Annotated in this window: 19 protein-coding genes; 12 read left to right on the top strand and 7 right to left on the bottom strand. The window is 58.9% G+C overall.

Annotation, left to right across the window (positions count from 1 at the left end):
- The 6 genes from ACAM27_RS05655 (at nt 1) to astB (ending at nt 7,854) form a co-directional block, all read left to right on the top strand.
- Nucleotides 1-1,464: an exonuclease domain-containing protein gene (locus tag ACAM27_RS05655; RefSeq protein ID WP_374730302.1), complete on the top strand. Its 1,464-nt coding sequence runs from the start codon at nt 1-3 to the stop codon at nt 1,462-1,464.
- Between the two features lie 44 nt (nt 1,465-1,508).
- On the top strand, nt 1,509-2,726 hold the full coding sequence (locus tag ACAM27_RS05660) for an aspartate aminotransferase family protein (RefSeq protein WP_014422570.1): 1,218 nt from the start codon (nt 1,509-1,511) through the stop codon (nt 2,724-2,726).
- 168 nt (nt 2,727-2,894) lie between these two features.
- The gene (locus ACAM27_RS05665) at nt 2,895-3,911 is read left to right on the top strand and encodes an arginine N-succinyltransferase (protein ID WP_369612680.1); all 1,017 of its coding nucleotides are present in this window, start codon (nt 2,895-2,897) and stop codon (nt 3,909-3,911) included.
- Between the two features lie 27 nt (nt 3,912-3,938).
- Nucleotides 3,939-5,024 carry an arginine N-succinyltransferase gene (gene astA, locus ACAM27_RS05670; RefSeq protein ID WP_369612681.1) on the top strand — a complete coding sequence of 362 codons (1,086 nt, stop codon included), beginning with the start codon at nt 3,939-3,941 and terminating at the stop codon, nt 5,022-5,024.
- Nucleotides 5,024-6,499, top strand: coding sequence for a succinylglutamate-semialdehyde dehydrogenase (gene astD, locus ACAM27_RS05675; RefSeq protein ID WP_369612682.1), 1,476 nt, complete (start codon nt 5,024-5,026; stop codon nt 6,497-6,499). The genes astA and astD overlap by 1 nt, the downstream gene beginning before the upstream one ends.
- A gap of 14 nt (nt 6,500-6,513) precedes the next feature.
- A complete protein-coding gene (astB, locus tag ACAM27_RS05680) occupies nt 6,514-7,854 on the top strand; it encodes an N-succinylarginine dihydrolase (RefSeq protein WP_369612683.1) in 1,341 nt (446 codons plus the stop codon).
- A gap of 11 nt (nt 7,855-7,865) precedes the next feature.
- On the opposite strand, the gene ACAM27_RS05685 is transcribed toward astB, so the two are convergent.
- Complete coding sequence (locus ACAM27_RS05685) at nt 7,866-8,510, bottom strand: TetR/AcrR family transcriptional regulator (protein WP_014422565.1); 645 nt, start codon at nt 8,508-8,510, stop codon at nt 7,866-7,868.
- A gap of 163 nt (nt 8,511-8,673) precedes the next feature.
- Here ACAM27_RS05685 and ACAM27_RS05690 point away from each other — a divergent pair, with 163 nt between their 5' ends.
- Nucleotides 8,674-9,765, top strand: a complete 1,092-nt coding sequence (locus ACAM27_RS05690; RefSeq protein WP_141067960.1) for an efflux RND transporter periplasmic adaptor subunit — start codon at nt 8,674-8,676, stop codon at nt 9,763-9,765.
- Nucleotides 9,765-12,791 carry an efflux RND transporter permease subunit gene (locus ACAM27_RS05695; protein WP_141067959.1) on the top strand — a complete coding sequence of 1,009 codons (3,027 nt, stop codon included), beginning with the start codon at nt 9,765-9,767 and terminating at the stop codon, nt 12,789-12,791. The genes ACAM27_RS05690 and ACAM27_RS05695 overlap by 1 nt, the downstream gene beginning before the upstream one ends.
- A gap of 24 nt (nt 12,792-12,815) precedes the next feature.
- On the opposite strand, the gene ACAM27_RS05700 is transcribed toward ACAM27_RS05695, so the two are convergent.
- From ACAM27_RS05700 to ACAM27_RS05725, 6 genes are all read right to left on the bottom strand, one after another.
- A complete protein-coding gene (locus ACAM27_RS05700) occupies nt 12,816-13,874 on the bottom strand; it encodes a succinylglutamate desuccinylase (protein WP_222533953.1) in 1,059 nt (352 codons plus the stop codon).
- 160 nt (nt 13,875-14,034) lie between these two features.
- On the bottom strand, nt 14,035-14,757 hold the full coding sequence (locus tag ACAM27_RS05705; RefSeq protein ID WP_369612684.1) for an ABC transporter permease: 723 nt from the start codon (nt 14,755-14,757) through the stop codon (nt 14,035-14,037).
- 3 nt (nt 14,758-14,760) lie between these two features.
- The gene (locus ACAM27_RS05710; RefSeq protein WP_014422560.1) at nt 14,761-15,465 is read right to left on the bottom strand and encodes an ABC transporter permease; all 705 of its coding nucleotides are present in this window, start codon (nt 15,463-15,465) and stop codon (nt 14,761-14,763) included.
- 47 nt (nt 15,466-15,512) lie between these two features.
- Nucleotides 15,513-16,265 carry a transporter substrate-binding domain-containing protein gene (locus ACAM27_RS05715; RefSeq protein ID WP_014422559.1) on the bottom strand — a complete coding sequence of 251 codons (753 nt, stop codon included), beginning with the start codon at nt 16,263-16,265 and terminating at the stop codon, nt 15,513-15,515.
- 106 nt (nt 16,266-16,371) lie between these two features.
- Nucleotides 16,372-17,142: an ABC transporter ATP-binding protein gene (locus tag ACAM27_RS05720; RefSeq protein ID WP_022990754.1), complete on the bottom strand. Its 771-nt coding sequence runs from the start codon at nt 17,140-17,142 to the stop codon at nt 16,372-16,374.
- Nucleotides 17,143-17,201: 59 nt separating this feature from the next.
- The gene (locus tag ACAM27_RS05725) at nt 17,202-17,960 is read right to left on the bottom strand and encodes an FCD domain-containing protein (protein WP_369612685.1); all 759 of its coding nucleotides are present in this window, start codon (nt 17,958-17,960) and stop codon (nt 17,202-17,204) included.
- Between the two features lie 338 nt (nt 17,961-18,298).
- Here ACAM27_RS05725 and dctP point away from each other — a divergent pair, with 338 nt between their 5' ends.
- From dctP to ACAM27_RS05745, 4 genes are all read left to right on the top strand, one after another.
- The gene (gene dctP, locus ACAM27_RS05730; protein WP_369612865.1) at nt 18,299-19,357 is read left to right on the top strand and encodes a TRAP transporter substrate-binding protein DctP; all 1,059 of its coding nucleotides are present in this window, start codon (nt 18,299-18,301) and stop codon (nt 19,355-19,357) included.
- Nucleotides 19,358-19,459: 102 nt separating this feature from the next.
- Nucleotides 19,460-20,170: a TRAP transporter small permease subunit gene (locus tag ACAM27_RS05735; protein WP_014422555.1), complete on the top strand. Its 711-nt coding sequence runs from the start codon at nt 19,460-19,462 to the stop codon at nt 20,168-20,170.
- Nucleotides 20,167-21,705 (top strand): TRAP transporter large permease subunit, encoded by a 1,539-nt coding sequence (locus ACAM27_RS05740; protein ID WP_014422554.1) that lies wholly within the window; start codon nt 20,167-20,169, stop codon nt 21,703-21,705. The genes ACAM27_RS05735 and ACAM27_RS05740 overlap by 4 nt, the downstream gene beginning before the upstream one ends.
- A 19-nt stretch (nt 21,706-21,724) precedes the next feature.
- The gene (locus tag ACAM27_RS05745; RefSeq protein ID WP_014422553.1) at nt 21,725-22,150 is read left to right on the top strand and encodes a heme-binding protein; all 426 of its coding nucleotides are present in this window, start codon (nt 21,725-21,727) and stop codon (nt 22,148-22,150) included.
- Nucleotides 22,151-22,161 lie beyond the last annotated feature (11 nt).

Below are 22,161 nucleotides of genomic sequence, written 5' to 3' on the forward strand. Positions count from 1 at the left end.
ATGACTTTCAAACACGAGATGCTATCTGAACCTACGTTTGCCTTCGTCGATATTGAAACCACCGGTGGCAATGCCCAGCGGGATCGGATTACCGAAATTGGTATCCGCTTCTGGCGTAACGGGGCTGTTGTGGGGGAATGGCAAACGCTCCTGAACCCGGAAGCCCGGATCTCCGGGTTCATCGAACGACTGACGGGTATCTCCAATGCCATGGTGGCGAGTGCCCCTCGTTTTGAGACCATTGCCGACGAGCTGGAGCGGCACCTGGACGGGTGTATTTTTGTCGCCCACAACGCACGCTTTGATTACGGTTTTATCAAGAGTGAATTCCGCAGATTGGGGCGACTGTTCAGTGCCCGGGTGCTTTGCACTGTTCGACTTTCCCGGGCGCTCTATCCGGAGGCCGAACGCCATAACATGGATGCGCTGATCGCCCGGCACGGATTACCCGCTGTTGAGCGCCACCGGGCCATGGGCGATGTCACTGCCATGCTGGCGTTCTTTGAACACACCTTGCTTGAGCAGGGCGAAGACACCGTTGGTGCCACCATCAACCGCCTGCTCCAGCGCCCCAGTACACCCTCCAACGTACCCGCGGAAATGCTCGCTGACTTGCCTGCGGGGCCCGGTGTGTACCGGTTTTACGGTGATAACGATGTGCTGCTGTATGTGGGCAAAAGCACCAATATTCGCCAGCGGGTGGCCTCGCATTTTTCTGGTGATCATCAGAGCAGCCGTGGAATCCGGCTGTCCGAAAGCCTGCGCCGGGTGGAGTACACCGAAACTGCCGGAGAGCTAGGTGCCCTGTTGCTGGAGCTCAAACAGATAAAGACCCTGAGCCCGCTGTACAACCGTCGCTCACGGGCGGCGAAAAGTCTGGTCAGCATCGCCCTGCACCCGGACAACTCCGGCTACCTGAATGCCGAGTTGGCCAGAACCATCACGCCGGACCGGCTGGGAGATTACTTCGGCCTGTTTCGCAGCAAGCGGGACGCGTTAAGTGCGTTGCGGGGCATCGCCAGCGAAAACGACCTGTGCGGAAAACTCCTGGGACTGGAGCCGGCAACCCCGGGACCATGCTTTCAACGATCCCTGGGGCGGTGCAAAGGTGCCTGTGAAGGCGCGGAAGACGTCACCCGTTTCAATCTGCGCATGCAGATCGCCTTTCATAACCTGCGTCTGAAAACCTGGCCCTGGCCTGGCCCAGTCGCCCTGGCCGAAGAAAATCCGGATAACGGACGCACGGACTGGCTGATCATCTGGAACTGGATCCATTTAGAAACGCTGCGCAGCGACCAGCACACCGAGGCCGATCTGCACGACTATCAGCCCGGGGAAGACCCGGTCACCTTTGATCTGGATTCCTACAAGCTGCTCATTAAAGCGCTCCTGGGGAAAGATCGAAACCACCATCGCATCATCGAGTTACATGCTATAACACAACCGGCTGTTCTTATGCCCTGAGTGGCGTATTATGGGGAGGAATTCATCCACTCAGAGAGAGATCCATGAACAGAGAACCTGTCTCCCGCGAACTTTTTGATGAAGTCATGGTGCCCAACTACGCCCCCGGAACCATTATCCCGGTGCGAGGCGAAGGCTCCCGCGTGTGGGATCAGGAAGGCCGAGAGTTCGTGGATCTGCAGGGCGGTATTGCCGTCACCAGCCTGGGCCACGCCCATCCGGGACTATTGGGTGCGTTACAGGAACAGTCAGAAAAAATCTGGCACCTGTCGAACGTCATGACCAACGAGCCCGCCCTGCGGCTGGCCAAAACCCTGTGCGACCTCACCTTCGCTGAACGGGTGTTCTTTGCAAACTCCGGCGCTGAAGCCAACGAAGCTGCCTTCAAACTGGCCCGTCGCTACGCCTGGGAACACTACGGTCCGGAAAAACACGAGATCATTTCGTTCAAGAATTCCTTCCACGGCCGCACCCTGTTCACCGTCAGTGTGGGTGGCCAGCCCAAATACCTGGAAGGCTTTGAACCGGCCCCCGGCGGCATCCATCACGCCGAATTCAATAACCTGGACTCAGTGAAAGCGCTGATCTCCAAAGAGAAGACCTGCGCTGTCGTGGTCGAGCCCGTCCAGGGTGAAGGCGGCGTTATGCCGGCAGATCCCGAATTCCTGCAAGGGCTGCGAGAGCTCTGCGACGAACACAACGCCCTGCTGGTCTTCGACGAAGTCCAAAGTGGCGTAGGCCGCACCGGCTACCTGTACGCCTACGAAATGTACGACGTAACGCCAGACATCCTCTCCAGCGCCAAAGGCCTGGGCGGCGGCTTCCCCGTTGCCGCCATGCTCACTACCGCCAAAGTCGCGGCCAGCCTGGGCGTAGGCACCCACGGCAGCACCTACGGCGGTAACGCGCTGGCCTGCGCCGTGGCCCAGAAAGTCATCGACACCGTCAGCCAGCCGGAAATCCTCAAGGGCGTCAAAGCCCGCTCCGAAAAACTGCGTAAAGGCATGATGGACATCGGTGAACGCTACGGCGTGTTCTCCGAAGTTCGCGGTGCTGGTCTACTCTTGGGTTGTGTGCTGACCGAACAATGGCAGGGCAAGGCCAAAGACTTCCTGAACGCCGGCCTGGATGAGGGCGTGATGGTCCTGGTGGCCGGAGCCAATGTGGTGCGGCTGGCGCCTTCGCTGATCATTCCGGAAACGGATATTGAGGAAGCATTAGAGCGTTTCGAAGCTGCAGTGAAGAAGATCACGGCTAAGTAAAATGTAGCCCCTGGGGCTGGGTTCCCCTTCCGGAAATTTCGGAGGCCATGGATGGCCGGAGAGAAGCGCACAGGGATGTGCTTGTAGCGGTTTCCGGAAGGGGAACCCAGTTCCAGGGGCGGGCGAGCCTGCTCCAAAAATCCTGATGGTTCGATAGAGGAGCGCACCATGTGGCGAGTCAGACCAGCCAAACTGGATGACCTGCAACAAATCCTGGACATAGCCGGCGCCCAAACCGCCAGGCTCTCGTCCACCCTGCCCAAAACCGAAGAAACCCTGGCCCGGAAAATCAAACACGCCCAAGCCTCCCTGGCCGACAACGCCCCCGAAGGCACTCCGCGCCGCTTTCTGTTCGTGCTCGAAAACACCGACACCGGCGAAATCGCAGGCACCGCAGGTATCGACAGCCGCGCCGGCAACGGCCACCCGTTTTACAATTACCGGCGTGACTACCTCATCCACGCCTCCCACGAACTCAACGTCTCGCGCCGCGTCGAAGTCCTGTACCCGAGCCACGCCCTGACCGACCTGACACTGCTGTGCTCCTTCACCCTGAAAGAACAACACCGCAACACCCCGGTATTCGAGCTGCTATCCCGGGCCCGAATGATGTTCATTGCCAGCCACCGGGAATGGTTCACCAACCGAACGGTGGTTGAAATCCAGGGCATACAGCACGAAAACGGCAGCGTGCCCTTCTGGGACAGCCTGGGGCGACATTTCTTCAATATGGACTTTGAAACCGCCGATCAATATTCCGGCCAGCTCAGCAAAACCTTTATTGCCGAACTCATGCCGCCAAACCCGGTGTACGTCACCCTGCTCAGTACCGAGGCTCAGGAAGCCCTCGGCCAACCACACCCGCTGACCGAACCCAACTATCAGCTACTCCAGCGCGAAGGTTTTCTGCCCGGATGCTACGTCGATATCTTTGACGGCGGACCGGTGATGGAAGTGCGCACCGATAGCCTGAGAACCCTGGTGACCAGTCAGCCCAAAACACTGCACGGCAGCCACCAGAACGATGGTGAAACCTGCCTGATCAGCGCCGGCGAAGGTGAGCACTTCCGTTGCCTGTTGACCCCGGTGGCAGAAACGTTGGCGGATGATGTGAAAGTGCCGGTGAGTACCTGGCATGGCCTGGAAAGCAGCGCCGGCGACCCGGTAAGGATTTCACCGTTATGAGCATGCAAATACAGGGGAGGGCGTAACATGCTGGTGATCCGCCCGCTTCAGTCTGACGATCTGGAAGACCTCTATGCAATGGCCCAGAAGGCCGGCAAAGGCCTGACCACACTGCCCGCCGACCGGGAACTGCTTCAGCGCAAGATTGATCGCGCCCGTGAATCCTTCAATCAACGCTGTGCGCCGGAAGCGGCCCTGTACCTGTTTGCGCTGGAAGATATTCAGGCCAGGAAGACCGTTGGCATCAGTGGCATCGAGGCCCGGGTTGGCCTCGAAGAAGTGTTCTACAATTACCGGCTGAGTGTCACGGTCAATGCATCGAAAGAGCTGGGTGTGCATGTGCGCACGCCCACGCTGAACCTGTCCAACGACATGACCGACACCACCGAAATCTGCTCGCTGCTGCTTTCCGACGAGTATCAGGGCGGCGGCAATGGCCTGTTGTTATCCCGCTGTCGTTTTATGTTCCTGGACGATTTTCGCAAACGCTTTTCCGACAAAGTGTTCGCGGAAATGCGTGGAGTCTCGGACAAAGACGGTAAAAGCCCCCTGTGGGATGCCCTGGGCAGCAAGTTTTTTGACATGGAGTTCAGCCAGGCCGATATGCTCTCCGGGCTTGGCAATAAATCCTTCATTGCGGAACTGATGCCGAAATACCCCATCTACCTGCCGATGTTGCCAGACGCTGCGCGGGCGGTCGTTGGCATGGTGCACGACAATACCCGGCCGGCGCTGAAGATGCTGCAGGCCGAAGGTTTCAACTTCAACGGCATGGTGGATATTTTCGATGGCGGGCCTGTGGTTGAAGCCTTTGTCCATAACATTCGTACGGTGCGGGAAGCGGTCAACCGGCATGCCATGGTAGTTAATCAGAGCATGGATCTGGATGTGCCGGCAGAGCAACGGGTGATGATCTCGAACCGGTCGTTCCGGGACTTTCGGGTAACCACCATACCCATGAACTGCATCGGGCCCGACACTGTCAAAATTCCTAGAGTGCTGGCCGAGGCTCTTTTAGTTGAGTCGGGTGATCCGGTGCGTATAGCCCCCTTGAAGGAGGGTGCTTTGTCGCCGATCCGGCCAAACAATTCCGAACCGGGAGGTGGTAAATAATGGCAAACCTGACAGGCAATGTTTACATCGACGGGCTCTGGCTGCAAGGCCACGGAGCGCCCTTTGAATCGGTGCAGCCGGTAACAGGTGAAACGGTCTGGGATGGCAGTGCCGCCAGTCTCGAAGATGTGGACGCAGCGGTTCGGGAAGCTCGCAAGGCGTTTCTGGCCTGGCGCCGGAAAAGTCTCGCAGAACGCCAGGCGGTGGTTGAAGCTTTCGGGGAACTGCTTGAGGCCAACAAGGAAGAAATGGCCCATCAGATCGGCCTGGAAACGGGAAAGCCTCTCTGGGAGTCCCGCACCGAAGTGGCGGCCATGATGGGTAAAATTCCGATCTCCGTGAAAGCCTACAACGAGCGTACGGGTCACACTGAATCTGACGTGGCTGCCGGGCATGCGGTGTTGCGCCATCGCCCCCATGGCGTGGTCGCCGTGTTTGGCCCCTATAATTTCCCGGGCCATCTGCCCAACGGGCACATTGTGCCGGCCTTGCTGGCCGGCAATACCGTGGTGTTCAAACCCAGTGAACTGACCCCGGGGGTGGCGGAACTCACCGTCAGGCTCTGGGAAAAAGCCGGTCTGCCGGATGGGGTGATCAATCTGGTTCAGGGCGGTTCCGATACCGGCAAGTGCCTGGCCCGGCACCCGCTGATTGACGGTTTGTTCTTTACCGGCAGTTCTACCGTCGGGCACCTGCTGCACGAACAGTTCGGCGGCCAGCCGGAAAAAATCCTGGCGCTGGAGATGGGGGGTAATAACCCTCTGATCGTTCAAAATGTGTCAGACCTGGATGGCGCCGTGCACCACGCACTGCAGTCCGCGTTCCTTTCGGCCGGACAGCGCTGTACCTGTGCTCGCCGGCTACTGGTGCCCAAAGGCAAGAAAGGCGATGAATTTCTGGCACGGCTGGTGGAAGTGGCGGCCCGCATCACCGTGGCGGAATTCGATGCTGACCCGCAGCCGTTTATGGGCTCGGTGATTTCTGCCGATGCGGCAGACCAGCTACTCAAGGCTCAGGCTGCGATGCTGGAGAAGGGTGCGACCTCGCTGCTGGAAATGAAACAGCTCAAGCCCGATACAGGTCTGTTGTCGCCGGGAATTGTGGATGCGACCGGGATAGAGCTGGAAGACCAGGAGTTTTTCGGCCCTCTGCTGACGGTGTACCGCTACAAAGGCTTTGATGAGGCCCTGGAGCTTGCCAACAACACTCGCTACGGCCTGTCTGCCGGCATCCTGAGCGATGATCGCAAACTCTATAACCGTCTGGTGGAGGAAGTGCGCGCCGGTATTGTGAACTGGAATCGGCCACTTACCGGGGCCAGCAGTGCTGCACCGTTCGGTGGTGTCGGCGCCAGCGGTAACCATCGTGCCAGTGCCTATTACGCGGCCGATTACTGCGCCTGGCCGATGGCCTCTCTGGAAGCCGGCAAGAGTGAGCTGCCGGATAGCCTGGCCCCGGGCCTGAATTTTGACTGACAGGAACAGCTGCCATGGTTAAACATGCGGTAGAAGCAAACTTCGATGGCCTGGTGGGTCCGACCCATAACTACGCCGGGCTGTCCTGGGGCAATGTGGCCTCAAAATCCAACGTCAATGCGGTGGCCAACCCCAGGGAGGCGGCACTCCAGGGATTGGCGAAGATGAAGCGGCTGGCGGACCGGGGCTATGTGCAGGGCATTCTGCCACCACACGAGCGCCCGCACATTCCCACCCTCCGTGCGCTGGGCTTTGAAGGCAACGAGCGCCAGATTCTGGAAGCCGTAGCCAAGGCAGATCCCTCCATTCTGGCGGCGGTGTCGTCGGCGTCCTGCATGTGGACCGCGAACGCGGCTACCGTCTCTCCCAGTGCCGACACAGCCGATCACCGGGTGCACTTCACCCCGGCCAATCTCAGTGCCAAGTTCCACCGCTCCATTGAACACCAGGTCACGGGTCGTTCGCTGAAAGCGATCTTTGGTGACGAAAGTTACTTTGCCCATCATCCGGCGCTGCCGTCAGTCAGTCATTTTGGCGATGAGGGGGCGGCCAACCACACCCGCCTGTGCAGTCGCTACGGGGAGCCGGGCGTTGAGCTGTTTGTGTATGGTCAGATCGCGTTCAATGAATCCGCTCCGGCGCCAAGCAAGTACCCGGCTCGCCAGACCCTGGAAGCGTCACGCGCCATTGCCCGCCTGCATGGCCTGACCGATCGCCATGCCGTGTTTGCCCAGCAGAATCCGGCGGCTATCGATGCCGGCGTGTTCCACAACGATGTGATTGCGGTCGGTAATGGCAATTGCCTGTTCTATCACGAGCAGGCTTTTCTTGAGGAAGCCCGGGTGCTGGCAGACATCCAGGAACGCCTGACCGGTGCCGAGCTGGAAGCCGTGCGTGTTTCATTAGCGCAGGTGCCCATCGAAGATGCGGTGGCCTCCTATCTGTTCAACAGCCAGTTGTTGAACACTGCCGATGGTATGCTGCTGGCTGTACCGGGTGAGTGCCGCGAAGTGGCCTCGGTCAGCCGGTATCTGGATGAACTGGTGAAAGCCGACACGCCGATCACCGCGGTGGAAGTGTTTGATGTCAAACAGTCCATGCGCAATGGTGGCGGGCCTGCGTGTCTGCGCTTGCGGGTGGTGCTCAACGACGACGAGCTGCACGCTATCAACCGGGGTGTGATCCTGACCGATGCGCTCTATGAGCGACTGACCTCCTGGGTTGAAGCCCACTACCGCGACCAGCTCAGCCAGCAGGACCTGGCCGACCCGATGTTACTGGAGGAAGTGCGCAAGGCGCTGGATGAACTGACCGGTATTCTTGGCCTCGGCAGCATCTACGATTTTCAGTTGTAAGGCTGGTCAGCTCAGCGTACCGGCTCGCTGGAGATAGACCGGGTGAGCATATCCATGGTGTGACGAATGAGTGCTTCGGAAGGAAACTCCCCGGCCTCGGTGGATTCCGCCTGGCACAGCATGATCACGCCATGCAGGGCGCCGCGCAGGTAAAGCGCGGTTTGCGCTGGCGACTGGATACGGTCGCGGCTGATGGTGCCGTCTTCCAGGCCAAGATGAATCGCCGCTTCCATCAGCACCATCAGTTCGTTCTTTGAACACAGCATCTCCCTGGCCTGGTCTTCTTCCGCATCGGCGATGGCGGTGGAAGCCTTGGTCAGAGCGGTGAAGTAGTCCGGAGCTTCCACAAAGAAACGGTAATAAGCCTCTCCCATGGCCCGGATCTTCCCGAGCCCGGTATCGGTTGCCTGCATCGCCCGCTCAAACCGGGTCACCAGATCCTGCCCGGCCCGCAGCATGATGCCTCGCTGGATGGCGGCCTTATCCTTGAAATAGACATAGAGCAGAGCCCGGCTCAGACTGGCTGTGCGCGCAATGTCGTCCATGGAGGTGCGGTCGTAGCCCTTTTCTGAGAATACCAGTTCGGCGGCGTCCAGAATGGCGTCGTACCTGGCCTGTTTTTCCCGTTCCCGTCGTGACTTCAGCGGTTCATTCATTGTGATCCCGAGCTTTCCGGCTTTGGCTGCATGATAACTGAAAACCGATGAAAGCCGATTATTGACAATTTGTCAAAGAGTGACATGATGTCGGAAACAATGGGCAACCTCCGATGGACCGGAGGTCACAATCAACCTGTTCAGGGAAAGGGGCTGGAACACTATGTCTCTCACACTACGTCACTCTCCGTTTGTTCTGGCCAGTGCGCTGCTGGCCGTGCTGTCTGTCTCCGGCTGCCGCGGTGGCGGCGCCGAATCCGGCGAAAACGCTGAAAATACGCCGGTCGCCGTGCGGGTATCCGCTGTCACCGGTGGCCAGATGGAAGAAATCCCTCTGCGGTTTTCTGGCATTGTCCGTGCGGCCCAGCGGGCAACCCTGACATTTCAGGTCAGCGGGACGCTGAAGGAACGCCCGGTTGAGCTGGGGCAGACGGTAAAGCCCGGTGATGTGCTGGCGCGTCTCTACAATCCGGCGCTGGAACCGGCGCGGGATTCTGCGGCTGCCCGCCTGGAGGAACTGAGAACCCAGTTTGAACAGGCTCAGCGGGAGTGGGAACGCTCCAGCCGGTTGCATCAGCGAGGCGTGGTCTCGGAGCAGACACTGGAACAGATTGCCGCCCGCCGGGATTCCCTCAGGGCAAGCATGGCGACCGCCGAAGCCTCACTGGCCGAAGCCACAAGGCTGCTTGAGGAAAGCGTTCTGAAGGCGCCCTTTGCCGGGCAGGTGGAAGCATTGCTGGTGGAGCGGGATGAGTTCGTGGGAGCCGGGCAGCCGGTCATGCGGTTGTCCTCGCCGCTGGGGCGGGAAGTGGAGGTGCGGGTGCCCGCGCACTTGCTCGGTCATGTCCGGATTGGTCAGGAGCTACCGGTTTGGCTGGTGCAGGACCGCAACCGTGAACCTGCCACCGGCACTGTGGTGGAGATTGCCCAGGGCAGTTCCATCCGCGGGGAACTGCATCCGGTACTGGTCAGCCTGCCACCAAATTCCCTGTCCTCCGGTGAGCCGGTGGAAGTGGGCATTGCCCCGGTGCGGGAATCTGCCATTACCGTGCCCCTGCTGGCGGTCGTTCGCGACAGTACCGGAACCAGTGTGTTCCGGGTGCAAGACCAGGTAGCTCAGCGGGTTCCGGTGCAGGTCGACCGGGTCATCGGTGAGCGCGTCATGGTGCACCCGGGTGCATTGAGCCCGGGAGATCAGGTGGTGTATGCCGGTATGACCCGGCTGGTGGATGGTGACACCGTGGAGGTGCGCTGATGACCCGCCGACTGCTTAACTGTCAACGCTTGCTGGGCATGGTGGTGACCATGCTCTGCCTGCTCGGTATTGCCGCCTACAGCACCATGCCCCGTCAGGAAGATCCGAGTTTCCCATACCGGGCCGGTATGATCACGGTGAGTTATCCCGGTGCCAGTGCCGAGGCGGTTGAGCGCCTGGTGCTTCAGCCGCTGACCGATGAGTTGCGTCAGGTCGAAGAGCTGGACTGGAGCCAGGGCACCGCCAGAACCGGCGTGGCACTGGCCCGGCTGAAACTCCGGGACCGCATCTACGACACCGATTCGGCGTGGGATCGGGTTCGTCAGGCCATGGAGCGGGCGCGCCAGGATTTCCCCGATGATGTGGGCCTGATGGAGCTGGATGACCGTCTGATCGACATCCCGGCCGTGGTGCTGGCCGTGGGCGGTTCACCCTCAGTGACTGAGCTTTCGGAGGTGGCCGAACGCCTGAAACAGAACCTTCTGGATATCCCTGGCATCTCCCGCATTGAACTTGAAGGGGATGCCGACGAACAGATTACCCTGGCACTTGACGACGCCGCGCTGTATCGCCTGGGAGTTCCGCCCAAGCGGATACTCGACACCCTGGCCCGGCGCAACCAGACCATCCCCGGTGGCTTCGTGGTGGTGGAAGGCAAGCGCCTATCAGTATTGCCGAACACTGAGTTCACGGACATAGACGCGATTCGCGCGACGCCCATTGAGCTGCCAGATGGCTCCCAGGTGCCCCTGGCAGCGGCCGCAGAAGTCTGGCGTGGGCCGGCCGAGCCCCGGCAGCCAGAGACCTGGTTCGACGGCGAGCGGGTGGTGTTGCTGTCAATTATCATGGAAGAAGGTTCCACCGACGCCATCCGCTTTGGCGAGCGGATCCGGGAACGGCTGGACCAGGTGCGTCCAGACTTCGAGCCGTACCAGCTCCGCGAGATGTTTTTTCAGCCCGACAAGGTCTCTGACCGGCTGGATGACCTGGCCTGGAGCCTGGTGCTGTCGGTACTGATCATCGTGGCGGTGGTATTTACCGGCATGGGTATCCGCATGGGCCTGCTGGTGGCGTCCATCCTGCCCATGGTGGCCCTGATCAGCGTGGGGCTCTATGACCTCGGGGGTGGGGTGTTGCATCAGATTGCCGTTATCGGGATGGTCATTTCCCTGGGTATCCTGATCGACAACGCCATTGTGATTGTGGAAAACATACAGGGCCATCTGGATGAGGGCATGCGCCGGCTGGATGCCCTGCGCAAGGCGGTCGGTGAGCTGGCCGGGCCGTTGGGTGCGTCTACCGGCACCACACTTGCCGCCTTTGCGCCGCTGTTGATGGCCAAGGGCGGCGCCGCGGATTTCACCCGGGGCGTACCGGTGATGATCATGCTCACCCTTTCTGTGAGCTATCTGCTGGCAATTTCTGCCGTGCCCCTGCTGGCGGCGCGTTTTCTGAAGCCCCGGAAAAATATTCACAAAGACCGGCTTATCGGCCTGGCCAGCTACCTCGGTGGCCTGGTGTATCGGCACCCGGGCCGGTTGATTACCGCCGGCGCCCTGCTGGTGGTGATCAGCCTTGGCATGACCCCGTTCATGGCCCAGCAATTTTTTCCCAACGCCGACCGCCCTCGTGTCATCGTCGAGATGTACATGCCCGAAGGCACCGATCAGGCCCGAACCGCTGAAGTGGCCGCCGTTCTTGAACAGGCCATTCGGACCCGGCCCGAGACACTGGAAGTGCACCGCTTTGTCGGCTTTACCGGGCCGTCGTTCTATTACAATCTGCAGCGCTCGCCACAGGCGCCTAACCGGGCAAGGCTGGTGGTTCGCACGCCGACGCTGGCCGATACCACCGACCTGGTGAAATGGATCCGCCACGAGGCCGCCCGGTCGCTACCGGAGCTGGATATCACCGCCGGGATTCTGGGGCAGGGACCACCGCGGCCTGCGCCGGTAGAAGTCCGTATCTTCCATCCGGACGACAACGCCCGCGCCCGAGCCACCGAGCAGGTCTATTCCATTCTCAGGGGTGTTGAGGGCACGGTGGATGTTCGCCATGATCTCGACATTGGTGTGCCCAGCATCGCCATCAATGTGGACGACGCCACCGCCGCTCGCTATGGCCTCACCCGAGCCGATGTTGCCCAGAGCCTGTATGGCCAGAGCTATGGCGCCGTGGCTGAGCGTTATCGACAGGAGGACGACCCGATACCCATCGTGTTGCGCTCCCGCGAAGGCACGTCGCTGTCACTGTCGCGCCTGCTGTCTGTGAATACCTACAACGACCAGGGCGATGCCATTCCGCTATCGGCCGTGGCCACGGTGGAAACCACCTGGGAACCGGCGGCGGTTTACCTGCGCAACGGGGTACGGGTGAATACGGTCAGTGCCAATCTGGAGGAAGACTACAGCTTCAGCCAGGCGCTGGACGGCCTGTATGCGGGCCTGGAACAGAACCCGTTGCCGGCGGGCACGCGAGTGGACATGGGAGGAGATGCCGAAGGTTCTGACCGTGCCAACTCCGCACTGCTGACCGCGGCACCGATCGGCATGCTGCTGTTGCTGTTCTTCCTGCTGTTGCAGTTCAACTCCTTCCGGCGGGTGGGCATTATCCTGCTGACCGTACCGCTGGCAACTGTTGGCATTTTCCCGGGGCTGGTTCTGTCCGGTTCGCCCTTCGGTTTTCAGTCGCTGCTGGGGGTGATTGCTCTGGTTGGTATCGTGGTGAACAACGCCATCGTCCTGCTGGACGTAATGGATCGGGAGCTGGAACGGGGCCGAGCCATTGCCGATGCGGTGCGCACCGCTGTGGAACGCCGTACCCGGCCCATCCTGCTGACCACCGCAACCACCGTGGCCGGCCTGCTGCCGCTGGCGTTCTCAAGTTCCACCCTGTGGCCACCCATGGCCTGGGCCATCATCAGCGGTCTGCTGGCTTCGACGGTCCTGACCCTGCTGGTGATACCGTCAGTCTGCACCAAACTGATTAAACTGCCGGTGGGCGAACCCGAAAACGCGCCGGCCTGAACCTGGTGTCATGTGCAGGGCAGCTCAGACAGAGCCGGCCCTGTACACCTCCCTGGCTCGGATCATCAAACCCACCCGCTGGCCCACAGGCACCGCCCGGTTTGGAAACACCACCGCCTCCGGCGCGGTTCCGACCCGGTAGTCATCCTGATCATCCTCCCAGATCACCGTGCCAGGCTGATACTCCGTGAAGTTCGCCACATCGTCCGGAACATGAAACCGGAAAGACGGCCCGGTATTGAGCACCTCATGCACCACCTCAAACACCGTCAGATGATCAAATGGTGGCTGCACTGCGGGCGCTGCCTCGCCCCGGAAACGCCGGCGCAAGGCTCGCTCAATGCCTAGGAACCGTCGCAGATCATTCCGGCCAAACGGCTCCACCTTGCCCAGTTCAATGGTAAAACTCTCCGCCTTCAGTGTGCTGGCAGTGAACGATGAAAACACTGTCGATTCCTTATGCTGGAGCAACAGGGTCTCCACCTCGGCCTCCAGCAGGAACGCACACTGGCCGGCCGGAACCGACCGACCGTCCACGAACGGGTACAGCGCAAAGCGCTCCCGTTTCGACGGGCGAATAGCGGTATGCAGATCATAATGGCTTAACGCCAGGCCCTGATGCGCCATCGCAAACTGCCGACACATCTCCTCCAGAAATCGAGCCCGCCGGCCCTCCGCAAGCCTGGAATATTCCGGTTTGCCATGGGCACCATTGAACAACCGGTTCATGTTCACATCCAGAAACCGCTTACCCGCCACCATGGCAGGAGGGTTGCCCAGGATCATCAGCAGCGGGCACGCCAGCGACCAATCCCCGGAAAACAACTCCGACACCAGCGTGTTGAGCACTTCAATCGGCGCCGTTTCATTGCCATGCACACCGGCAGAAATGATCAGGGCTTCTTGGTTCGGGTTAGCCCTGTCAGCCGGTGGCGTCAGCCACAGAACCCCGTTGGCCTTGCGGGAGACCTGAGCGCCATCGGGCAGGGCGGTTTTGGTTTCGGGCAGATCAGTGGAAGCGTTGGCGAGGGTATGGCTAAGCCAGTCCGGGTGAAAGTCAAAGAGTTGATTCGTAGCCTTCATAGACTCCCCTGCAGCGTTTGGGGGCATCTGGCTGGATAGGCTTTCCGGGAATTTCGGAGGCCATGGATGGCCGGAGAGAAGCGCACAGGGATGTGCTTGTAGCGGTTCCCGGAAAGCCTATCCAGCCAGATGGCCATGCTCCCGGCGATGGGAGCAAAAGTTAGCCATTCACCGGCCGCTGATGCCGCAAAAGATGGTTTTCCAGCTTGCGGAAAGCAAACACCAGAATAAACGTCAGCGCCATATAACAAAGCGCCACGAAAATAAACGCATCGAACGGCGCATAAAACCGCGAATAAATATTCCGTGCCGCCCCTGTCAGGTCAACAATGGTGACCACACTGGCAATCGCACTGGCGTGCAGCATGAAAATCACCTCATTGGAATAGGCCTGAACCGCCCGACGCGCCGCGCTTGGCAGAATGATCCGGCGCATCCGCAGAAACGAGTTCATGCCATAGGCTTTCGCCGCCTCGATTTCACCATGGGGCGTAGACATAATCGCCCCCCGGATAATCTCCGTGGTGTAGGCTGCCGTATTCAGCGTGAAGGCCAACAGGGCAGGATACAGAGGTTCCCGGAAGATCTCCCACCAGAAAGTCTCCTGAATCCCCGGAATCTGCGCTACTCCATAATAGATAATGTACAGCTGGATCAGCAGCGGCGTGCCCCGGAACAGATAGGTGTAGATCCAGATTGGCCCGGACACCAGCGGATTCCGCACCGTACGCAGAATCGCCAGCGGCACCGCCACCACCAGGCCGATGACCAGCGACAGAAACACCAGGTGTACGGTCGTAACCAGACCGTCCCAGTACTCCATCAGCGTCATGGCCGTGAAAATTTCGTTCTTGTTCAACCACTCGGCAATGAAATCAGGCATCGTTTAATTCCCCTGAACCACGCCGACATTGGCTCGACGATCAAGCCACTTGATAAACAGCTCCGACCCCGCTGTCAGTGCCAGATACACGGCAGCCACCGGTACGAAGAAGTGGAAAGGCATGCGCTCCGCCTTGGCGGCTTCCTCCGCCACCCGCACCATATCGGTCAGGCCAATGATGGACACCAGTGCCGTGGTCTTGAGCAACACCTGCCAGTTATTGCCGATGCCCGGCAGGGCATGGCGTAACATCTGCGGGATCATCACCCGCCGGAAGGTATGCCAGCGGGAAAAACCATAGGCCTTGGCCGCCTCAATCTGACCGACATCCACGGCCAGAAAGGCGCCGCGAAAGGTTTCGGTCATATAGGCACCGAAAATCAGGCCGATGGTCACCACGCCGGAAATGAAAGGATCAAACTGGAAGAAAAAGTCGATACCGCGGGTTTCCCACAGATAATCCGAAAGCATGTTCACCGCTACCTGGCCGCCGTAATAGAACAGCAGCATCATCACCAGATCCGGAACCCCGCGAATCAGTGTGGTATAGGCGGTTGCGATGCCGGCGGCAACACGACTGCCGGAGAGTTTTGCACTGGCACCAACCAGGCCAAGCGCCAGGGCCAGGGCCAGAGACAGGAAGGCCAACTCAATGGTGATGACCGCTCCTTCTGCGAGGGCCGGGCCATAGCCTTTCAGATCAAACATGGGAGTATCCGGTCAGCGGGGGCGACGTGGCGCCGCCCCCGTGGTCATTACATCTTGATATCGTAGTTGAAGTACTTCTTCATGATGGTGTCGTAGGTGCCATCTTCCTTCAACGTGCGCAGGGCGGCGTTTACTTCGTCGGCCAGGTCGGCATCACGCTTGCGCATGGCAACGCCTACACCTTCACCCAGTTTCACGGGCTCGCCCACTTCCTTGAAGCCGTCTTTGGTCAGAACGGTCTGCTCACCGACCGGATAGTCAACAAAGACCACATCCAGACGCTGGCCTTCGAGGTCCAGTACCATGTCGTCAGCGGTGGTGTAGCGCTTGATTTCAACAATGCCACCCATGTTCTCTGTCACGTAGGTGTCCATGGTAGTACCGCGCTGCACGCCGACAGTCTTGCCTTTCATGGCATCCATATCGGTGACGTCGGTGCTGAAATCGTTGGGGCCGAACCAGCCGCCCGGGGTGTTGTAGTACGGTTCGGAGAAGAGCACGCGCTCGGCACGCTCCGGTGTGATCGACATGGAAGACATGATCAGATCAAATTTACGAGCCAGCAGGCCCGGAATCATACCGTCCCATGCCTGAATGACGAATTCGCAGTTGGCGTTCATCTCTTCACACATGGCGTCCGCCAGCTCTACTTCAAAACCGGTCAGCTCACCGTTTTCGTCTTTGTACTCGAATGGCTCGTAGGGTACATCAAAAGCAATGCGCAGGTTTCTTTCCTGAGCCTGGGCCGTACCGGCAACCAGGGCCAGGGCGCAACTTGCTGCAACAATCAGTTTTTTCATGTGTCACTTCTCCAGTAATTCGCCACAAAGGCTTTATTTTTTATGGAAGTTTCGGGAGCTTTTCTTCAACTCCTCGTCCAACACCGATTCAAGATAGCACTGGTGTTCAGAACTTGGGAGCAAGAAATTGCTTCATACGCTCGGAATCCGGGTTGTCAAAAACCTTGTCCGGGGTTCCCTGCTCCTCAATCACGCCCTGATGCAAAAACAGGACCTGGCTCGACACATCCCTTGCAAACGCCATCTCGTGGGTGACCACGATCATGGTTCGGCCTTCCTCGGCCAGACTCTGCATAACTTTCAGGACCTCGCCCACCAGCTCCGGGTCCAGGGCCGAGGTTGGCTCATCAAACAGCATCACTTCGGGTTCCATGGCCAGCGCCCGGGCAATGGCCGCCCGCTGCTGCTGTCCGCCGGACATCTGGGCCGGGTAATAGTCCTTGCGTTCGTAGATGCCGACCTTGTTCAGGTAGGCCTCTGCGCGCTCAATCGCTTCTTTTTTCGGAATCTTCAGAACGTGAACCGGCGCTTCGATAATGTTCTCCAGCACCGTCATATGGGACCAGAGATTGAAGCCCTGGAAGACCATGGAGAGGCGAGCCCGGATCAGTTCCACCTGGCGGTTATCGGCGGGTACCCGTTCACCTTTTCGGTTTTCGGTGAACCGGATTGGGTCGCCGTGCACAATAATGTCGCCGGAGGTGGGGGTTTCCAGCAGATTGATGCAGCGCAGAAAGGTACTCTTGCCGGAACCGGAACTGCCAATCAGGGAAACCACATCACCCTTACGGGTTTCCAGAGAGATGCCCTTGAGAACTTCCAGCTTGTCAAAGGTCTTGTGGATGTCCCTGCAAATAAGAGGCGCTGGTTCCGCCATGGCTGGCTCCTGAGACTGTCATACAAAGGCGCATGTTTTACGGACTGTTGCCGTGGAAATCAATACCGCTTTGTTGGGTTTTCGTGAAAGTTATTGGACTCGAGTGAGACTCGAATGACCTCTGCCCCCTGGTTTTCCAGGCTTCTCAATGAATCCTGAACAAAACGTACGTGGGCCATGGCCACCTTGCGGGCGGTTCTGGCCTTGCCCGCCATAATGGCCTGATAGATCTGCTTGTGCTGCTTCATGATTAACTGGCGCATCTCCGCCCTTGGATTCAGGTTGGCAACGGAGGCATGCACGGTCAGCAGCATCATGTTTTTCAGACCATTGAGCACATGTACCAGTACCGGGTTATGAGATGCTTCAATTATAGCCTGGTGAAAACCGTGGTCGGGTTTGGCGTTGCTGAGCGGGTCGGTGTCTTCCAGGGCCCGGTAGGCTTTGGTAATCCGGTGTAGATCACCTCGGGTGGCGCGCTGGGCTGCAAGTTCGGCCGCCTGGCCTTCCAACTGTTCGCGCACTTCCAGCAGGTCATAAAGGGTGCGGGGGTGGCCAGCAAACAGGTGCATCAACGGGTTGTTGTCTTCCAGATCGTCTGTGTTCGGGACAATGCTGGCAACAAAAGATCCCCGGCCATGCTGGGTTTCGATGACGCCCCGCCCCTGGAGTTCATGCAATGCTTCACGAATGATGGCCCGGGAAACCCCCAGTCTGGTCGAAAGCTGGCGCTCCGAGGGTATCTTCTGCCCCGGTGCCAGGCCGCCGTCGAGAATCAGCCGCTCTAGCCTGAAGGAAATTTCCTGCGATATCCCCATGTTTTCTACCTGACGGGTCTTGCTGGTCAGACCAGTTGCTGTTGTTCAAGTGCTCAGGAAGTCCTTCTCGGGTGTTGTCCTCCAGACCGCTAACTATGGCCTATAGCACCGAATTCGTCCATTTTTCCGCAATTAAAAACTGGTCTGACCAGTTGGCAATTCTCTGGACTAAACCGCACCTGCCTACGAATATCTTTTTAATGCTGGCATTTGCTGGTGTTGGATTACCTCTGCATAACAACAAAGTGAACGGAGATGTTTCGATGAACATCAATGATAACAACGACAAGCATTGTGATTCAGACGCAAACCCACCACGCCGGAGTTTTCTCAAAAAAATGGCGGTTGGTGCAGCCCTGGCAGGCGCGCTGACACTGGGCGCCGGTCAGGCCCAGGCCGCGACTACCTGGAAAATTCAGTCGGTGTGGGATGCGGGCACGGTTGGCTATGACCTGTTCGAGGAATGGTGCAACAGCATCAAGGAAAAATCCGGCGGAAAACTTATTTTCAGGCCGTACCCCGCAAAGGCGGTCGCGGCCGACAACAACGCGCTGTTTGATGCGGTACGTAATGGCGTACTGCAGGGTATGAACCCGTTTACCCTGTATTGGTCAGGCAAGATCCCGGCCTCGGTGTTCCTGTCCTCTTACCCGGCCGGCCCGGATCAGCCTCACCAGTGGGACACCATGTTCTATTCCCTGGGCATGCTGGAGAAAACCCGGGAGATCTACAAAAAGTACGGGCTGTTCTACGTGGGCCCGATTCAGCACGACGCCAACATCATTCATTCCAAGAAGCCGGTGAACAGCCTGGCGGATCTCAAGGGCATGAAGATCCGGGTGCCTGGCGGCATGGTGGCTGAAGTATTCCAGCAGTTCGGGGTATCCACTGTCAGCCTGCCGGGTTCCGACATCTTCCCGGCTCTGGAAAAGGGCACCATCGATGCGGCGGACTACGTGGGCCCGGCGGTGAACTATGAGCTGGGCTTCTCGCAGGTGACCGATTACATCCTGTTCGGGCCTCCAGGGGTGATGTCTATTTACCAGCCGGTGGATCTGATGGACCTGACGGTGAACCTGCGTGCCTGGAACGCCCTGGATCCCAAGCTGCAGCAGCTGGTTGAGGAAGAGGTGCGCAATTACTCCCAGAAGCACTACCTGACCATCCAGAAGCGCAACATCGAAGCCATGGAGAAGTTCAAGGCGGATGGAGACACCGTCACGCGTCTGAGCCAGCAGGATCTGCAGGAGTTCCGTCGCGCGGCAATTCCCATCTGGTACAACTGGGCGAACAAGAACGAGGATGCCAAGGCCATCTTCGATATGCAGCTCGAGTACATGATGAACGACACCGTGGGCTACGTCACCGAGGAAGACCTCAAGGCGGCTGGCAAGTAAACCGGCACTACCAACAACAATCAAAAAAGCGGGGAAGGGCAGGGAAGCCTTGGTTCAGGGCGCTCTCTCCCTTCCCCGCGTTGTCACTGACGTGAGGACAGTATGTCTGATCTGAGCAACTTTGGCTTTGTGCTGCCGCACTGGTTCTACTGGGGTTGGCTGGCGGTAATGCCGCTGCTGATGATGGCGTGGGACCGTTGGTCCAGTAGCCGTGGCGTGCAGGCGATTGACAAGAATGCCCTGGCAAACGAGAAGCTTCAGCAGATCGAAGCCGAAATGTCGAAAACCATCGAGTCGGATTACGCGAACTGGTTTACCCGGATTATCGACTGGATCAGCGAAAAATCTGGCGTGTTTATTTCCTTCTGGACCGTAAACGCCGTTGTTTTCTACTTTTTTGAAGTGGTTATGCGCTACATCTTCAATATGCCGACCATCTGGGTGCATGAGGCCAGCTTTCTGCTGTTCGGTATGCAGTACCTGCTGGCGGGCGCGTTTGCCCTGCTGCATGGCGCCCACGTGAGGGTCGATGTGATCTATAACCTGTTGCCTGTGCGGGGCCGGATTGGCATGGATATCTTCACCTCCATGTTCTTCTTCATGTTTGCGTTGGCGCTGGTGATTACCTCCTGGACCTTTTTCCAGAACTCCTACTCGATGGATGAACGTACCGTCGAGACCTGGGGCATCCAGTACTGGCCGGTCAAGGCCATGATGCTGCTGGGGGCTGTTCTACTTACCTTGGCGGGCCTGTCCAAACTGATCAAGGACATTGCCCTGTTCGTCAAGCTTGGCCGGGAGCAACACGCATGACTACCACTACAGTGAACAATCCGGGCCAGGGCAACCTCAAAGGCAAGCTTGGCACCTGGCTGATGATTCTGGCCACCGCTGCGCTGGCCTTTGTGATGTTTGTCGAGTTCGTCAACATTCTGTTCTACGACCCGTTCAGCGATGAGAAATTCCTGTTCAAGCTGGCCGGAAGCCTGGCCGATGTGAACATCGGACCGCTCACCTACCTGATGTTCGGCTCCCTGTTGGTGGCTTTGATGATGGGTCTGCCACTGGCGTTTGTTACCGGTGGTCTTGGGGTTGCCTTCATTTATCTGGTGGGCGACTCGCTGATGCTGAACATCATCCCCAGCCGCATCTTCCCGATGATGACCAACTCCGATCTGGCCGCTATTCCGCTGTTCATCTTCATGGCGGCGATGCTCGAACGGGCCGGGCTGATCGAGGAGATGTTCAACGTCGTCTACAAGTGGATGGGTGGTGTTGGCGGCGGCCTGGCCATTGCCACTATTGTGGCCTCTACTATTCTTGCAGCGATGGTCGGGGTTATCGGTGCGGCGGTCGTGACCATGGGGATCATTGCCCTGCCGGCCATGCTCAAACGGGGTTACGACCACAAAATCGCCCTCGGCTCCATCATGGCGGGCGGTACCCTCGGTATTCTTATTCCGCCCTCGATTCTGGCGATCCTCTATGCCGTGGTTGCCCAGCAATCGGTGGGTGAACTGTATCTGGGGTCGGTGATTCCTGGCGTTCTGCTGTCCAGCCTGTATGTGTTCTATGTCTGGATCCGGGCGAAGCTGAACCCCGAACTCGGGCCTCCCATTCCCAAGGAGGAACGCATCGGCCTGAAAGACAAGCTGCTGCTTCTGAAAGACCTGATTGCGCCTCTCATTCTGGTGTTCCTGGTGCTTGGCCTGCTCTTTGGCGGCATTGCCACACCGGTTGAGGCGGCCGGCATCGGCTCATTTGGCGCCATTCTCGTGGCCATGAAACACAAGGTGTTCACCATCGCGACTCTGCGGGATGCCTCGGTGACCACCGCGAAGGCTTCCGCCATGGTGCTATGGATCATGTTTGGTGCCTCGGTGTTTGTAGGTTTCTACATTCTCCAGGGTGGTCAGGACTTTATTACCGAATCCATTCTGGGCACAGGCCTACCGGCCTACGGCATCCTGTTCCTGCTGATGGTGTTGTTGGTGGTCCTGGGCATGTTCCTGGACTGGGTCGGCATCCTGCTGCTGGCGGTGCCTATCTTTATCCCCATTGTGGAAGCCCTGGAGTTCCCGGGTCTGTTTGGCCTGCCGGGCGTGTCTGGTGACGACGTGGTGCTGTGGTTCGGGGTGTTGTATCTGGTGAATATGCAGATGTCGTTCCTGAGCCCGCCCTTCGGCTATGCGCTGTTCTATATCCGCGGCGTGTGCCCGCCGGAAATTTCCATGGGCACCATCTTCAAGTCATCCCTGGTGTTCCTGGCCATCCAGGCCCTGGGCGTATTCCTGTGCATTGTGTTCCCGGCCATCACTACCTGGCTGCCCAATCTCGCTTATGGCTAACCAAGAGGAGTAAATCGTTATGTTGACCATTCATCGTCTCGACCTGTCTGATGCACGCATCCTGATTGAGGGTGCGGCGGCCAAGGCCCGTGAAATCGGCGTGCCCATGTGCATCGCAGTGGTGGACGAGTCCGGCACGCTGATCGCCTTTGAGCGTATGGACGGGGGCAAAGTGACCAGTGTTACCATCGCACAGGACAAGGCATTTACCGCTGCGGCCGCGCGCAAAGCGACCCACGACTACAATGCCGCCAACGTGCCGGGCAACCTCGCCTTCGGTATACATACTGAAGTGGGCGGTCGCCTGAGCACGGTAGGCGGTGGCCTGCCGGTGATGGTAGACGGTGAAGTGGTCGGCGGTATCGGTCTCAGCTCGGGCACGCCACAACAGGACATGGACTGTGCCCAGGCTGGCATCGACCATTTTGAAAGCAAACGCCAGTAACCGGTGTCTCT

Source organism: Marinobacter sp. RI1, from assembly GCF_041155085.1.
Classification (GTDB): Bacteria; Pseudomonadota; Gammaproteobacteria; order Pseudomonadales; family Oleiphilaceae; genus Marinobacter; species Marinobacter nauticus.